Here is a 15,378-nt window from a genome sequence, read left to right as displayed (position 1 = left end):
CTCTAAGGGAGGGGGTGGATGGGGTCAAGGGCTTTTTTCATTCGTGTTTCAATCGGCCCAGGCGGCGTCTTCGACATGGAGTTCGGCGACGTCGCGGCCGGACCAGTCGTCCACTTTGGCGCGGCCCGCCAGCCATAGACGGCGGGTGCTCCCGGCGCCCAGCAGCGCCTGGCCCAGGGCCGTGTCGGCCTGGCGGAAGGCCATAGCCTTCAGGCTGCGCCCGTCCGCGCCCGCGACGATCGCGCGGACATGATGGGTGCCGACCAGATCGGCGCGGATGACGCGAAACGGCCCGGCGGCGATACGCGGGGCGGGCCAGCCCATGCCGTACGGGCCGCCGGCGTCCATCGCACCGACCAGGGCGGGGTTCACACCGCCGGGGGCGAGGACGGCATCGACCAGCAGCGCGCGACCGGCGCTGGCGCGGACAACGGCGTCGGCCAGCCGCTCCTCCAAGAAATCGGCGAGTTCGGTGATGCGGTGCGCCTCGACCGTCAGGCCCGCCGCCATGGCATGGCCGCCGCCCGCGATCAGCAGACCATGCTCCTTGGCGGCCAGGATCGCCGCGCCCAGGTCGACACCCGCGATCGAGCGGCCCGAGCCCTTGCCCAGCCCATGTTCGTCGACTGCGATGACGATGGCGGGGCGGTCGAGCTTTTCCTTCAGTCGTCCGGCGACGATGCCGATGACGCCGGGATGCCAGCCTTCGCCCGAGACGACCGCGACCTGGCGGCTGCGGTCGACGGTGGTTTCCGCTGTCGCCTGTACGCCCGCTTCGATGGCGCGACGTTCGTCGTTGAAATGGTTCAGCTCCTCGGCGATGGCGCGGGCTTCGGCCGGATCGTCGGTGGTGAGCAACCGGACGCCCAGATCGGCGCGCCCGACGCGGCCGCCCGCATTGATGCGCGGCCCCAGCGCGAAGCCGAGGTCGGAGCAGGTCGGGGCGCGGGTCAGGCGCGCGGCCTCGGCCAGGGCGGACAGGCCGATATTGCGCCGCTGCGCCATGACCTTCAGGCCCTGGGCCACGAAGGCGCGGTTCAGGCCCTTCAGGGGTGCCACGTCGGCGACGGTGCCGAGCGCCACCAGGTCGAGCAGGTCGAGCAGACGGGGTTCGGCCCGGTCCGCAAAGAAACCGCGCGTGCGCAGCGTGCGTATGAGCGCGGCACCGAGCAGGAAACAGACGCCGACCGCCGCCAGATGGCCGTGCGCGGCACCTTCCGTCTCGTCCAGCCGGTTGGGGTTCACCACGGCATGGGCGCGGGGCAGTTCGGTCGCGCATTTGTGGTGGTCGACGACCAGGACCTCGATCCCTGCGCCTTGCGCCGCCGCCAGCGGCTCGAAGGCCTGCGCGCCGCAATCGACGGTGACGATCAGGTTCGCGCCCTCGGCCTGGAGCAGGAGCAGAGCTCCCTCGGTCGGGCCGTAACCCTCGGTCATGCGGTCGGGAATATAGGGGCGGGGGTTCAGGCCCAGGTCGCGGAGCAGGCGAACCATCAACGCGGCCGAGGTCGCGCCGTCGACATCGTAATCGCCGAAGATCGCCACCGCCTCACCCGCGATCACGGCGTCGGCCAGGCGGGTGGCGGCGCGGTCCATATCGCGGAAGATCGAGGGATCGGGCATGAAGCCCCGGATCGAGGGCGCGCGGTGCGCCTCGACCGCATCGGGCGGACAGCCGCGCGCGAGCAGCAGCTGCGCGACCAGATCGTCATGGCCCAGGCCGTCGCGCGCATCGGCGGCCAGCGCCCGCCAGCGCCAGGGTTGGCCCAGGATCGACTGGGCGATGCCAAGAACATCGGTCATGGGCGGATCATCGGGGAAGAGAACGTCACGCGAACGCCATGCCACGGGCGCGGGAGTCGCGACAAGAGCGGGCGGTTAGCTCGCGTGGTTGACCCAGTTGCCCTCGCGAAACCATTTGGTGATGACATATTTGGTGCCCTCGACCACCGGCATCCCTTCGTGCAGGGTCATCTCGTTCGGGCTGCCGTCGAGCTTCATATTGTTCCAGGCGAGCAGCAGGCCGCGGCGCGGGGCGACCCGGATGCCCGCCTGCGGGAACCAGGTCGCGCCGCCTTCGGCCACATCGTTGAGGTAGATCATCGCGGTCCAGGTCCGCTGTCCGCCATGGACGCGCACCTTTTCCCAATAGCTTTCGCTCTCATGGAAATAGTCGTGATGGGCGCGGAACTGCTGGCCGGGGGCATAACGCTGGCCCTGCATCGTCTCGCCCTGTTCGGGGGCGATGCCGAGCAGCGCGGCGATCGATTCGTCGATAGGCTGCACATCGGGGGACCAGCGCGCCATGTCGCAGCTCTCCGACGTGCGAAAGCCATAGTCCGGCCGGTCCGACAACAGGGTGGACGGGCGGCGGTTGGCGTCGATCATCGCCATCAGCTTGTCGCACTGGCCCCCGGTCAGGAAGTCCGCCTGATAGTAGATTTGCGCCGTATCGGTCGTCACGCGGGTGACGGCGGAATTCGCGTCGAGCGCTTGCGCGACGGTGACGCCGAAGCGCGCGCGGACGGGGGAGGTGGCGGGGTTGCCCTTCGGCTTCCTCGAGAAGAACGACATGCCCTCGATTTGCGACGCCCGTGCCATAAAGACAAGGGGGGAGGGAGCCGCCGCGCTCCCTCCCGCCCGCATCACCAGAAGATGTCGTACACCACGTCGACGACCAGCCCGCTGCGCAGGTCGACCAGGATCGCGTCATTATAATAGCGTACCCAGCGATACGAACCGTAGGCGGGCGGCAGGCGATAGGCATAGGGATCGCCCAGCCAGTAATTCTGGTCGAAGAACATCGGCTCCAGAATCACGCCGCTGGAGAAGCGCTGATAGCCATAGCCGCCATAGGGGGCGTAATAGCGGGGCAGGTGATAGGCGCCCCGGTTCAGCGAGCGCCAGCCCAGCCAGTCATAGCGCCGGTCACGCCGCCAGCCGCGATTCCACTGATCGGCCCAGGCGCGCCGCTCGGCAAAGCCATAGGACTGGTCATTATGGTCGCGCCAGTCGCCATAGTTGCGCCGCCACCGATCGCGGTCCTCGCGCTGGCGTCGTTCGTCGTCGCGCCAGCGGTCGTCGCGGCGCTGCTGCTCCTGCCACTGCGCACGGCGGTCGTTCCGCCAGTCACCGGGACCGTGGCCTGGCCGATCGACCCGGACGCCGCTTGGACCGACCGGATCGGGGCGCGGCATCGGCGCGGGCTGAGGGCCTGGTTGCGGCCGGTCGCGCCAGCCGCCGCCGCGATTGCCCCATGCGCGTTCCTCGCCCGGCAGGGGAGCGGGGGACGGCTCTGGCCGGTCGCGCCAGCGATCATTGCGAGGGCCCGGTTCGGGAGCTCGCTGGGGGGCGGGCGGACGCGGTGCCTCGGGATGGTCCGGGCGGAAGGCGGGCCGATTCTCCGGGAAAGCCGCGCGATCGTTGAAGATCGGTCGCCCCTCGCTGCGTTCGACGCGACCGGCCGGGCCGCCCGGTCCACCGCGCTGCGGACCACCGCCGGGGCCACCGCGCGGGCCTTCGTTCATCCGCAGGTCCTGCGCGCGGACTATCGCCGGGCTCACGCCCGCCACCATCGTCGTCGCCGCCAGCAGAGCCGCCATCCAACGCCTGTTCATCTTGCCTTACCCCATGTGTCGGCGCACGAGCCGAGCCCGATCATGGGATGAACCCTGCCACCTCAGCGTTGAGCGGTTGCTGAACCCACCTGTCAGCATCGTGAAAGAATTGGCATGAAAAGCGGCAAGGGTGGCAAGGCCCGTCAAGCTCGGTCCAGCAATCGGATCGCCTCGGGATATAGTTGCGTCTCCTTCAAGGCGGTGAGTTCGTGGAGAAGCACGTTCAACCGCTTCGCGGACGCGATATAGCCCGGCCAGTCCTTGGCGATCGCACCCGCCGTCCAATCGACGATATGGGCGGAGTAGAGCAGCCGGAGCTCGCGGGTTCGCGATTCGATCGACGCGCTGCAGGGAATGCGGGATAGCAAGCCGCGCTCGTGCAGCGGTGCCAGAACCACCTCGTCCTGAAATTTCAGGCAGCGCATGACCCGGCGGCCGATATCGGCCCGTGCGGCATAGAGATGCGGTTCGGCGTCCTGATAAGGCAGGTCGAACAGGGCGGTAAGGCGGGCGGCGGCGGACCTGACGTCGCGATGCTGTTCGATGAGCTTCTCGATCCGTTTCCGCACCGTGCTTCGGCCTCCCATCCTTCTGTTCGCGGCGGGACGCTAACAGGCTCGCATGGACATCCCGTTAAGACTGGCTTTTCGCGGAGCGGGCGGTGTCATGGCTCTTGTGGCATCGCCCCCGGAACCAGGGCAGGCACCGCGCGCGCCGCGTCTGCCGGTTCGGTGCCGGGCAGGGGGGCGGCCGGGATGGTTTCCTCGCCCCGCGCGGCGCGGGCGGCATGCTGAATCGCCTCGATCAGGCGGGGATAGATGCCGCAGCGGCACAAATTGGTGATGCTCGCCCGGATCAGCTCTTCGGACGGATCGGGATTGCGGTGGATCAGCGCGGCGGCGGCCATCACCATGCCGGGGATGCAGTAACCGCACTGGCCGACATTGGCGGCCAGAAAGGCCTGTTGGACGGGGTGCGAGCGGTCGCGGGACAGCCCCTCGATCGTGGTGACCACGCTGCCCTCGATCCGGCCGATCGGCACTTGGCAGCTGCGCACCGCACGGCCATCGATATCGACCGTGCACGCGCCGCAATCGCCCGTGCCGCAGCCATATTTGGTGCCGGTCAGGTTCGACGCATCGCGTAGCGCCCAGAGCAGGGGCGTGTCCCGGGGCAGGCGATAGCGGACGGGTTGGTTGTTGACGGTCAAGCTGGTCATCGGAAGGAAGGGCTTAGCCGATGCGGGGGCGGCGGGCTACCGACCCGGCATTGGTGCGGTCGAGCGCCCTCACCGGCGATGCCGCAAAAAAAGCCCCTCCCGCCGAAGCGGGAAGGGCCTGAGGTCTCAACGCTCGAGGGGGCGTCAGAGCTTGAAGCTGAGCGTCGCGCGCAGGTCGCGTCCGCTGAGCGGAGCGAAATCCTTCAGCACGCTGGCATGGCGGCGCGCATCGACGTCGAAGATGTTGTTGGCCGACAGGGTCAGCGTCGTCGGGTTCAGCGTGCCCCACGGCTTGAGCTGCACCGAGGCGTTGACCAGGGTGAAGCCGTCGGTCGGCGTCTCAAGGCCCAGCACGCGGGTCTGCTTGAAGCTGCGCTCTACCTCGACGCGCGCATTCACCATGTCGGACTGCGCTTCCAGCCCGCCGAGCAGGCGCAGCGGCGGGATGCGCGGCGCGGGGCCGGTGCCGATGATCTGGGCATGGACGTAATCGCCCAGCAGGTCGGCATTGATCGCATATTTCCCGATCGTCGCGAGGCGCAGCGAACCCTCCGCCTCGATGCCGTAATAGCGGGCATCGGCTTGGCTATAGGTGAAACAGGGCAGGTCGACCTCGCGACCAGAGGGGGCCGCGGCGGCCTCGCACGGACCCTGCTGGACCAGCGCGTCATAGATATAGTTGGAGAAGCGGTTGTAATAGGCAGAGGCGTCGAAGCTGTAGCCGTCGCCATGCCCGTGCACGGTCGCCTCGATGCCCCAGCTGGCTTCCTTCTTGAAGTTGGGGTTGCCCAGCTCATAGGCTTCCGTCCCGGCGTGCGGGCCGTTGGCGAACAGCTCTTCGGCCGAGGGCGCGCGTTCAGTGCGCGACAGGTTCAGGCCCGCCCGCCAGTCGGGCGCGAAGCCATAGCTGGCGCCGATCGAGCCCGAAAAGGCGTCGAAGCTGCGCTGGCCCCGGAAGAAGCGGTCGTCGCTGACTGCCGTACGTGCGGTCAGCGAGGTATGCTCGTAACGGGCACCCGCCTCCATCTTGAACGCACCGCGATCCAGCTGCTGCAGGGTGAACAGGCCGATCTGCGCGGTGTTGTTGCGCGGCAGGAACGCCTCATCGCCGCGCACGTCGAAGTCGCGGTTGAAGAACTGGACGCCTGAGGCCCCCTGCCAGCCGCCGTGATTGGCCTGGATCAGCTCCAGGCGGCTTTCGATGCCCTTGTTGTAGAAGGCCGTGCCGACGTCGCCATTTTCCTCCAGCTCGAAATGGCGATACTCGGCTGCCCCGGCGCGCAGGCGGATGCGGTCGAGGAAGCCGCCGCCCGTCTCGATCTCACCGCGCAGGTCGAGTCGGTTCTGGACCAGGCTGAGGCGCGGCGCTTCCGGCTCCTCGCCGCCCGGCGTCAGGGTGTAGCGGACCGGCACGCCGTACAGGCTGTCATAATGGCTATAGGCGATGCCCAACGAGCCCGTGTCGGTGATCAGCGCACCGCCAACGCCCGCCGTCCAGGTCTCGCTGGCGGTGTTGGGCAGGCGACCGCGAAGGTTCGCGATGGCACCGAAATCGAGCGGATCGTTCGGGGCCTGCGCCGCCGATGCTTGCGCTTCGGCACGGGCGCGCGGCGACAGGACATAGCCGCCGATCTTCAGGTCGTCAGTCTTCAGATACGATCCATCGGCGTGCAGCACGAACTGCTTGCCGACCGCGACGTCCGTCGCACCCGCCACCGAACGCTCGTTCGCGGCCGAGCCGTAGGAGGCCATGCCCGACAGGCGATAGCCCTTCTCGGGGACCGAGCGCGGGATACGCGTGTCGATGACATTGACCACGCCGCCGACCGCCGACGATCCGAACAGCAGCGCGGAGGGGCCACGCAGCACCTCGACCCGCTCGGCGAGCAGTGGGTTGATGACCACGGCATGGTCGACGCTGGTGTTCGACACGTCGATCGAACCGATGCCGTCGGACAGCACGCGGATACGCTCGCCCTGGAAGCCGCGCAGTACCGGGCGCGAGGCGTTCGGGCCGAAGGACGTCGCCGACACACCCGGCTGGCGGGCCAGCGTCTCGCCGATGGTCGGGCGGATCGAGCGCTCCAGCTCGTCACCCGTCACGATCGAGGTGCCCGCCAGCACATCAGTTTCCGACTGCCGCACGGGCGCGGTCACGACGATCTCGCGGCCACGGTTGGCGGAGGGGGCATTGGTCTGGGCGGTGGCGGGGGCGGCAAGCAGGCTGGCAAGCGCGGTGGCCGACAGGCCGGACAGCAAAACGGGCTTGAACACGAACAGGGCTCCCGATGAAAGAAGCCCTGCTGCGTAGCGTGGTGATACAACATATCAAGTAGAAAATGACGGTTTGGTGGCGTTTTCGTCATCCATTCGCCGCATCCAGGCAAAGGAGCGCGCGCAATCGCCATCCGCTATCCAGCGGTTCGACCGCCAGGTCGGCGACGATGTCGCGTCCCAGTGGCACGTCGCGCTCTGGCAGGGCAGCCAGCCATGCCGACAATGCGGAGGTCGGCGGCGCGGTCAGGATCAGCGTGATGACCGACCCGCTGAACGTCGCCGAGGACCAGGGCTCGACGCTCGCCACGGCCAGCGTGACCGCGCAGCCCGCACGGCCCGCGTCGCTCGTCAGCGCGCAGGCCAGCCGCTGGCCGCGATCGGCCGGGCGATGGCGGCGCCATACCGGGTACGATCGGTCGATGGTGACAGGACTCGCGCAAGGGATCCGGGCATGCGCGGTCATGCGCGCTGCTCCGCGATAAAGGCAGAGACCCGTGCGATCATCAGCGCGCCCGGTTCGCGGCCCTTGCGCAGGTCGCTGACCAGGCGGGGATCATTGACCGCCAGCCGCCCGAATTTCGTCTCGGGCATATGGCTGCGTTTCAGATAGCGTTCGATCAACCCCAGCAATTCCATGGACGTTCTCCCAAAGTCCGATTCTTGTTCCGATGTTCATGATCCGTTCTGATTTCCAACTTGTCTAGGAAAAATCCTATGCCTATATCATCGGGCATGTCGGGACCGGAAATCAGGGCGACGCTTCAGGCGCTCGCGGGGCAGGCGGGGGTCAGCCTCGCCGCGCTGTCGCGAATGCTCGGCCGCAACGACGCCTATCTCCAGCAGTTCGTGCACAGGGGCACGCCACGTGTTTTGGCCGAAGGAGACCGGCGACAGTTGGCGACGTTTTTCGGGGTGCCGGAAACGCGGCTGGGCGCGTCGGTCGAGGATGGACCGATGCTGGTCCGGCGGCTGGCGGTGGCGGCGTCTGCGGGGCCGGGTGCGACGGTGGATGACGATGTCATGCTGGGCGTCGAGGCGATCGACCGGCAACTCGCGCGCAGGCTGGGCCTGCGTGAGGGGGCGGGATCGGTCATCCGGGTGCGCGGCGACTCGATGGCGCCGGGGCTGCTCGACGGCGATCATCTGGTGGTGGACCAGGACGATGTCCGCCCGACCGCGCGCGGCGGTCTCTACGTCATCCGCATCGGGGATGTGCTGATGGTCAAGCGGGTGAAGGCGGGGCCGGACGGGCTGACCGCCTCCAGCGACAACCCCACCGCGCCGCCGCTACCCCAGGGGCCGATTGCGGTGATCGGCCGGGTGGTGTGGCAGATGCGGATGCCCGCCTGAGGTCTTTTCGGAACGGCGTGGACTACCGCCCGCGCCACCATAGAAGCAGGGCGACGACGATGCCGATCGCCAGGCCGATCAGCACGCCCATGGTGACCTGTCCGGTCGCCAGCCCGGCGACGATCCCGATAACGACGCCCAGCGCGATGAAGATTCCACCGGCATGGGCGGTCGACCCCTGGGACTGCGGCTGGGGAGAATGCGACTGGGACGGGCGTGGATCGGGGACGGGTGCCATGCCGCCATCCTGTCACGCCGCGCCGCGCGAAACCAGCCATGCGTGGTCGACAGGACGTTAACCACCGCTGAAATAGCTCCATTCATAACCCTGGCCTAGTCCCGCAGTCGTTCAAGGATCGGTTCGGGAGTATCCATGTTTAATCAGCGCGGCGGCACCTTTGTCGCTCCGTTCGTGAGCGATAGCGACGTGGCGACGGCGTCTGCGATGATCGAGCGTTTCGGCGGGGCGGCCGGCGACGAAGCCGCGATCCGGGCCGGGCGCAGCCGCGACATCGGCAATCACATCCATTTCTGCCGTTGGCGCCAGATCGAGCGATTGATCGATCTGTTGCAGCTCGAAGAGGTGTTCGGCACCGTCCATTGAGGATGCCGGGAAACGCGCGACGCCATGCGTTTCCTGACCCTGCCAGCCCGTCGGCGTCGCGGCGCGACCATCGGCTCGGCAAATCTGTTCAAACGAAGGCGCTTGGGGGTGTCGCGAACGGTTTTGCGCGGCTAGGGATGGCGGCATGATGGTCCGCGTCGGGCGGCCGTGCCGCTCGGCCGCCATCTTGATGATCGCAATGGGGGTGGGCGGCACGGGCTGGTCCGGTCGTGCCCTCGCGCAGACCGCAACCCCGACGGCCCCCACCAACCAGACCGTCCCGACGGGCGCACCCCCCGAGGTCGATGACCCGACGATGCTCGACCCGTCCGCGCCGCTGGCCCCCTTGCCGGAGATCGGCGTGGCCTGGCCCGACCTGGCGACCGCGCCGGGCGATCCGGCTGGCGTGATGGCGGCGACCGTCGATGCCGCGGCGGAGCGGCGTTATCACTGGAAGGTCGAGGGGATCGACGGCGCGGGTGCGCTGGTCCGCCAGCGGTTCGAGCAGCTTTCCTCGCTCGACAATAATGACGGCGAGCCCGCCAATGCCGCGCAGCTCGACCGCCGCGCGCGCGAGGATGCGGCACTGCTCACCAACCTGCTGCGCGGCGCGGGCTATTATGACGCGCAGGTCGCGACCCGGATCGAGCCGGGCGACCAGCCGACGGTGGTGCTGGAGGCGACGCCGGGCAATCTCTATCGCTTCGCGGGCGTGACGCTGGCGGGCGTGCAGGCGGCGGGCGACAAGGCCGCGCCGCTGGAAAAGGCGTTCGGCATTCGCCCGGGCGATCCGGTCGACGCCGACACCATTGTCGCGGGCGAGGCCAAGCTGAAGGCGGCGGTGGGCGAGGAAGGCTTTCCCTTCGCCAAGATCGGCGATCCGCAGATCGTGGTCGACCGCGCGGCCCGCACCGCGACGCTGGACCTGTCGGTCGATCCGGGATCGTCGCGCCGCTATGGCCGGATCGTCATGGCGAACGACACGCTGTTCGATGCCCGGCACGTCCAGGATATCGCCCGGTTCCAGCCCGGCCAGCCTTATGATTCCGCCGGGCTCGACGATTTGCGCCGCGCGCTGGTGCAGACCGGGCTCGTCTCGTCGGTCGATGTGAAGCCCGTGCCCGGCGATACGCCCGATACGGTGAACATCGCCGTCGCGCTGGAGCCCGCGCCGCCGCACACCATCGCGGGCGAGCTGGGTTACGGCACCGGCGAGGGCGCGAGCGCGACGATCAACTGGACCGACCGCAACCTCTTCCCGCCCGAGGGCGCGCTGACCCTGCGCAGCGTGCTGGGCACACGCGAGCAGCTGGGCGCGGTCGTGTTCCGGCGCAACAATTTCCAGGGCCGCGACCGGGTGCTGACCGCGCAATTCTCGGCCGCGCATATCCTGCGCGACGCCTATGAGGCCAAGACCCTGTCGCTGTCGGGCGGGCTGGAGCGGCAGACCAACATCTTCTTCCAGAAGACCTGGACCTGGTCGCTGGGCGCCGAACTGCTGACCTCGGACGAGCGCGACGTGATCGAGAGCACCGGTGAGCCCCGCAGGCGGACCTTCTTCATCGGCGCCTTGCCGACCAGCTTGAACTATGACGGGTCGGACGATCTGTTGAACCCGACGCGCGGCTTTCGGCTGGGCGGGCGGCTCAGCCCGGAGGTGTCGCTGCAGGGTAGCGTGTTCGGCTATACCCGGACGCAGATCGATGCGAGCCTCTATCACCCGTTCGGTGAGCGGGTGGTGCTGGCGGCGCGGACGCGGCTGGGCACGATTTTGGGTGCGCCGCGCGACCAGATCGCACCGTCGCGGCGTTTCTATGCGGGCGGCGGCGCTTCGGTGCGCGGCTATGGTTTCCAGGCGATCGGGCCGCGCGACGCGAACAACGATCCGATCGGCGGGCGCAGCCTGGCCGAGTTTTCGATCGAGGCGCGGGTGCGGACCTTCGGCAATTTTGGTATCGTGCCGTTTCTCGACGCAGGCAACATCTCCACCACGCCCTTGCCGCGCCTGACGGGCCTGCGTTTTGGCACCGGGCTGGGCGTGCGTTACTATTCCAATTTCGGGCCGATCCGCTTGGACGTTGGCACGCCGCTGAACCCGCAAAAGGGGGATAGCCGGGTCGCGGTCTATGTCTCGCTGGGACAGGCCTTTTGAGCGAGGACGCCGCCCCGCCGCCGCCTGCGCGGCCACGTGTCCGCTGGGTGCGGGCGGTGGCGATCGCGCTGGTCGCGTTGATCGGTATCGTCATGGCGGCGCTGGGCATCGTCGATACCTCGATCGGCCATCGCTGGGTCGCGGATCGGATCGCGACCATTCGCACCGATACCGGCCTGCGCTTCTCGGTAGGGCGGATCGACGGGTCGCTTTATTCGGACATGCGGCTGGTCGATCTACGCGTCTATGATCTGGACGGGATGCTGGTGCGCGTGCCGCAGGCGCGGCTCGACTGGCGGCCGTGGAACTGGACGCGGGGCACGCTCGACATTCGCCGGGTCGAAGCGCCGCTGGCGATGCTCTATCATGTGCCGCATACCCGGCGGACCGGCAAGCAGGGGCCGATCCTGCCCGATTTCGATATCCGGATCGACCGGCTCCGGCTCGACCGGCTGATCCTGGCCGCGCCCGTGCTGGGGCGACAGCGGGTCGCGAAGGTCGAGGGGCAGGCCGATATTCGCGATGGCCGCGCGCTGGTGGCGATGGACGGCGTGGTCGCGGGTACCGACCGGCTGCGCTTGCGCCTGGACGCCCAGCCCGATCGCGACCGGTTCGATCTGGACGTGCGGGCCCAAGGTGGCGCGGAGGGCGTGCTGGCCAAGATGGTCGGCGCGCGTGCGCCGGTCGCGCTGACCGTCGACGGCGCGGGTCGCTGGTCGCGTTGGGACGGGCGTGCGCAGGGGGCGATCGCCGGACGGCGCGCCATCGCGCTGAGGCTGGCGGCGCGTTCGGGGCGCTATGCGCTGTCGGGCGACATCGCGCCGTCGCTGGTGCTGCGTGGCCGTCTCCAGCGGCTGACCGCGCCCCGTGTCGTGGTCGCCGGACAGGCCGATTTCGCCGACCGGCGGCTGAACGGTGCGCTCGTCCTGCGCTCGCCCGCCTTGCGGGTTCGGGCGCGGGGCGTGGTCGACCTGGGCGCGGCCGCGTTCGAGGGGCTGCGCGTCGATGCCAGCCTGTTGCGACCGGGGGCGCTGTTCCTCAACATGAGCGGCCAGACGATCACCCTGGCGACCCGGCTGGACGGGGCATTCGGCCGGGCGACTTTCGACTATAAGCTCGCCGCGACCCGCTTCGCCTTCGACCGGACGGGGTTCGAGGACGCTCATGCCAGCGGTAAGGGTCGGTTGACCGGCGGCTGGCCCTGGGTGCTGCCGGTGCGCTTCACGGCGCGAGCCGTAACGGGCGTGGGCGAGGCAGCGGGCGGCATCCTTCACAGCCTGTCGGTCGCGGGCGACCTGCGCATCACGCCGCGCGAGATTCTGGGGCAGGGCCTGGCGCTGCGCTCCGACAAGCTGGCGGGCAAGCTCAACTTGCGCATCGACCTGACCAACGGACGCTATGATGTCGGGCTGAACGGCGCGTTGCAGCGTTATCTGATCCCCGGCCTCGGCATCGTTGACGTCCGCTCGACGCTGACCGCCGTGCCGGGTGCCGACGGGCATGGCACCCGCGTGATCGGCAAGGGCGAGGCGCAGGTGCGGCGGCTGGACAACGCCTTTCTCCGCTCGCTGGCGGGCGGGTTGCCGCACCTGACCACCGATCTGGAGCGGGGCGTGGACGGGGTGTTCCATTTCCACCGCCTGGTGCTGACCGGCCCCGATATCCGCCTGACCGGCGAGGCGATCCGGCGGCGGGACGGAACCTTCCATTTTGTCGGCGGCGGACGTCAGCGCAGCTATGGCCCGGTCCAGATGGTGCTGGACGGGCGGATCGACCGACCTACGCTGGACCTGCAACTTGCCTCGCCCAATGCGGCGATGGGCCTCCGCGATGTAAAGGCGCATCTCGATCCCACCGATCAGGGCTTTGCCTTCCGCGCCGCCGGAGGATCGCGGCTGGGCCCGTTTCAGGCGAGCGGGGCCATATTGCTACCACGCGGGCAGAATGCGGTTATCCAGATCCAGCCTTTGCTGGTCGCGGGCGCGCGGGCGACGGGGGCGCTGACCGTGGTGCAGGGCGGCTTCGACGGGCGGCTGGATGTCGTGGATGGCGGGCTGTCGGGCGAGCTGCTGTTCCGTCCCGTCGGCACGGTGCAGCGGATCGAGGCGCATCTGGCCGCGCGTCAGGCGCAGATTTCGGCCATCACCGTCCGGCAGGGGCGGCTGGACATGGTGGCGCTGCTCGACCCGGCGGGGGCGTCGGTCGAGGGCTCCGCCCAAGCGCAAGGGCTGCGGCACGGCGCGTTCCACATCGCGCAGATGACCGGCACCGCCCGGCTGCGCGGGGGCACCGGAGAAGTACGGGTCGGCATTTCGGGCTCGCGGGGCCGCGCCTTCTCGATCCAGACGGTGACGCAGGTCACGCCCGGTCGCTTTACCGTGAGCGGGCAGGGGACACTCGACCGTCGCCCGCTGCAACTCCTGTCGCCTGCGGTCGTGACGCGCGACGGTGACGGCTGGGTCCTCGCGCCGACACGGTTGAGCTTTGCGGGCGGCGAGGCGAAGCTGGCCGGGCGGCTCGACGCCGACGGGACGGAAGTGCAGGCCAGCCTGACGCGAATGCCGCTGACCGTACTCGATATCGGTTATCCGGGCCTGGGACTGGGTGGCACCGCGACCGGCACGCTGACCATCCGACAGGGGACGGGCGCGCCGACGGGCAAGGCGGACCTGACCATTCGCGGGCTGACGCGTGCAGGCCTGGTCCTCAATTCGCGGCCGATCGACATGGGCGTGGCGGGCCTGCTGTCCGCCGACCGGCTGGGCGTGCGCGCGGTGATGGCGTCGGGTGGAAAGATCATCGGCAGGGCGCAGGCGCTGCTGGTGCCGGGCGGCGCGGGCGACTGGGCGGCCCGGATGCAGGCCGGGCGGCTGATCGCGCAGCTTCGCTATGCCGGGCCCGCCGACACGTTGTGGCGGCTGACGGGGGTCGAGATGTTCGACCTGTCCGGCCCGGTCGCGATCGGCGCGGACGTCACCGGATCGCTGAGCCAGCCGGTCATTCGCGGCGCGGTGAAGGCGGTCGGCGCACGGATCGAGAGCGCGACGACCGGCACCGTCCTGACCGGTGTACAGGCCAGCGGCCGCTTCGGCGGATCGCGGCTGGTCATCGACCGGTTCACCGCGCAGGCGGGCAAGGACGGGCGCGTCGCCGGCACCGGCCAGTTCGACTTTGCGGGCGGACATGGCGTCGCACTGGACCTGTCCCTCAACGCGCGCAACGCGGTGATGATCGCGCGCGACGATATCGGCGCCACGGTGACCGGACCGCTGACCTTCCATTCGGACGGTGCAGGGGGCACCATCTCGGGCGATGTCGTGCTCAACCGCAGCCGCTATCGCCTGGGCCGCGCGACGGCGGCGACGGCGATGCCGCAGCTCAACATCCGTGAGATCAACATTCCCGGCGGCGGTGAAGAGGACGATGTTCCGCGCAAACCCTGGACGCTGGCGATCGTGGCCAAGGCGCCCAACGGCCTTATCGTCTCCGGCCTGGGGCTCAACAGCGAGTGGTCGGCCGACCTGAAGATCGCAGGCACGCCGGACAACCCGGCGATCACCGGCCAGGCGACGCTGATCCGCGGCGATTACGAATTTGCGGGGCGCGAGTTCGATCTGGCGCGCGGTGTCATCCGTTTCGGCGGAGAGGTGCCAGCCAACCCCGCGCTCGACATCGCGGCCAATGCCAATGTCCAGGGGCTGAGCGCCACCATCCGGGTGACCGGCACCGCGCTGAAACCCGAAATCGGCTTTTCCAGCACGCCCGCGCTGCCGAACGACGAACTGCTGTCGCGCCTGCTCTTTGGCACCTCGATCGCCAGCCTGTCCGCGCCCGAGGCGTTGCAACTCGCCGCCGCCGTCGCCGCTTTGCAGGATGGCGGCAACGGCCTGAACCCGATCAACGCGGTGCGGCGCGCGGCGGGGCTCGACCGCCTGCGCGTGCTGCCCGCCGACGTACAGATCGGGCGCGCCACCTCGGTCGCGGCGGGCAAGTATATCACCCGGCGCTTCTATGCCGAGATCATCACCGATGGGCAGGGCTATTCCGCGACCCAGGTCGAGTTCCAGGTGACGCGCTGGCTGTCGCTGCTCTCCAGCATCTCGACGCTGGGGCGGCAGAATGTGAATGTGCGGATATCCAAGGACTATTGAGGCGTTGG

13 protein-coding genes are annotated in these 15,378 nt (G+C 69.0%); 4 read left to right on the top strand and 9 right to left on the bottom strand.

The window, feature by feature from the left end:
- Positions 1-48 precede the first annotated feature (48 nt).
- From recJ to SSA01S_RS19785, 8 genes are all read right to left on the bottom strand, one after another.
- Complete coding sequence (gene recJ / locus SSA01S_RS07250) at positions 49-1,803, bottom strand: single-stranded-DNA-specific exonuclease RecJ (RefSeq protein ID WP_061779842.1); 1,755 nt, start codon at positions 1,801-1,803, stop codon at positions 49-51.
- Positions 1,804-1,878: 75 nt separating this feature from the next.
- Positions 1,879-2,574 (bottom strand): 2OG-Fe(II) oxygenase, encoded by a 696-nt coding sequence (locus SSA01S_RS07245; protein WP_061779882.1) that lies wholly within the window; start codon positions 2,572-2,574, stop codon positions 1,879-1,881.
- A 71-nt stretch (positions 2,575-2,645) separates the two neighbouring features.
- Entirely contained in the window at positions 2,646-3,617 is a 972-nt protein-coding gene (locus SSA01S_RS07240; RefSeq protein ID WP_082794979.1) for an RcnB family protein, read from the bottom strand.
- Between the two features lie 143 nt (positions 3,618-3,760).
- Positions 3,761-4,186, bottom strand: a complete 426-nt coding sequence (locus SSA01S_RS07235) for a hypothetical protein (protein WP_156477701.1) — start codon at positions 4,184-4,186, stop codon at positions 3,761-3,763.
- Between the two features lie 95 nt (positions 4,187-4,281).
- Positions 4,282-4,836 (bottom strand): (2Fe-2S)-binding protein, encoded by a 555-nt coding sequence (locus SSA01S_RS07230; RefSeq protein ID WP_061779839.1) that lies wholly within the window; start codon positions 4,834-4,836, stop codon positions 4,282-4,284.
- A gap of 144 nt (positions 4,837-4,980) precedes the next feature.
- A complete protein-coding gene (locus SSA01S_RS07225) occupies positions 4,981-7,110 on the bottom strand; it encodes a TonB-dependent receptor (RefSeq protein WP_061779838.1) in 2,130 nt (709 codons plus the stop codon).
- A gap of 88 nt (positions 7,111-7,198) precedes the next feature.
- Positions 7,199-7,576, bottom strand: a complete 378-nt coding sequence (locus SSA01S_RS07220) for a hypothetical protein (RefSeq protein ID WP_061779837.1) — start codon at positions 7,574-7,576, stop codon at positions 7,199-7,201.
- Entirely contained in the window at positions 7,573-7,749 is a 177-nt protein-coding gene (locus SSA01S_RS19785) for a hypothetical protein (RefSeq protein WP_167348896.1), read from the bottom strand. Before SSA01S_RS19785 ends, SSA01S_RS07220 begins: the two co-directional genes overlap by 4 nt.
- A 96-nt stretch (positions 7,750-7,845) precedes the next feature.
- Between SSA01S_RS19785 and SSA01S_RS07215 the strand changes: the two genes are divergently transcribed.
- Positions 7,846-8,463: a S24 family peptidase gene (locus tag SSA01S_RS07215; protein WP_061779836.1), complete on the top strand. Its 618-nt coding sequence runs from the start codon at positions 7,846-7,848 to the stop codon at positions 8,461-8,463.
- A gap of 22 nt (positions 8,464-8,485) precedes the next feature.
- Here SSA01S_RS07215 and SSA01S_RS07210 read toward each other — a convergent pair whose 3' ends face one another.
- On the bottom strand, positions 8,486-8,701 hold the full coding sequence (locus SSA01S_RS07210) for a hypothetical protein (RefSeq protein WP_061779835.1): 216 nt from the start codon (positions 8,699-8,701) through the stop codon (positions 8,486-8,488).
- Between the two features lie 135 nt (positions 8,702-8,836).
- On the opposite strand from SSA01S_RS07210, the gene SSA01S_RS07205 reads away from it, so the two are divergent.
- The 3 genes from SSA01S_RS07205 (at position 8,837) to SSA01S_RS07195 (ending at position 15,370) form a co-directional block, all read left to right on the top strand.
- Entirely contained in the window at positions 8,837-9,067 is a 231-nt protein-coding gene (locus SSA01S_RS07205; protein ID WP_061779834.1) for a hypothetical protein, read from the top strand.
- Between the two features lie 145 nt (positions 9,068-9,212).
- The gene (locus tag SSA01S_RS07200; RefSeq protein ID WP_061779833.1) at positions 9,213-11,219 is read left to right on the top strand and encodes an autotransporter assembly complex protein TamA; all 2,007 of its coding nucleotides are present in this window, start codon (positions 9,213-9,215) and stop codon (positions 11,217-11,219) included.
- 92 nt (positions 11,220-11,311) lie between these two features.
- The gene (locus SSA01S_RS07195) at positions 11,312-15,370 is read left to right on the top strand and encodes a translocation/assembly module TamB domain-containing protein (RefSeq protein WP_061779881.1); all 4,059 of its coding nucleotides are present in this window, start codon (positions 11,312-11,314) and stop codon (positions 15,368-15,370) included.
- Positions 15,371-15,378: the final 8 nt, after the last annotated feature.

The sequence above is a fragment of the Sphingomonas sanguinis NBRC 13937 genome, from assembly GCF_001591005.1.
GTDB classification, from domain to species: Bacteria; Pseudomonadota; Alphaproteobacteria; order Sphingomonadales; family Sphingomonadaceae; genus Sphingomonas; species Sphingomonas sanguinis.
Note: the sequence above shows the minus strand (reverse complement) of the source record. Positions and strands in the feature narration are given on the sequence as shown.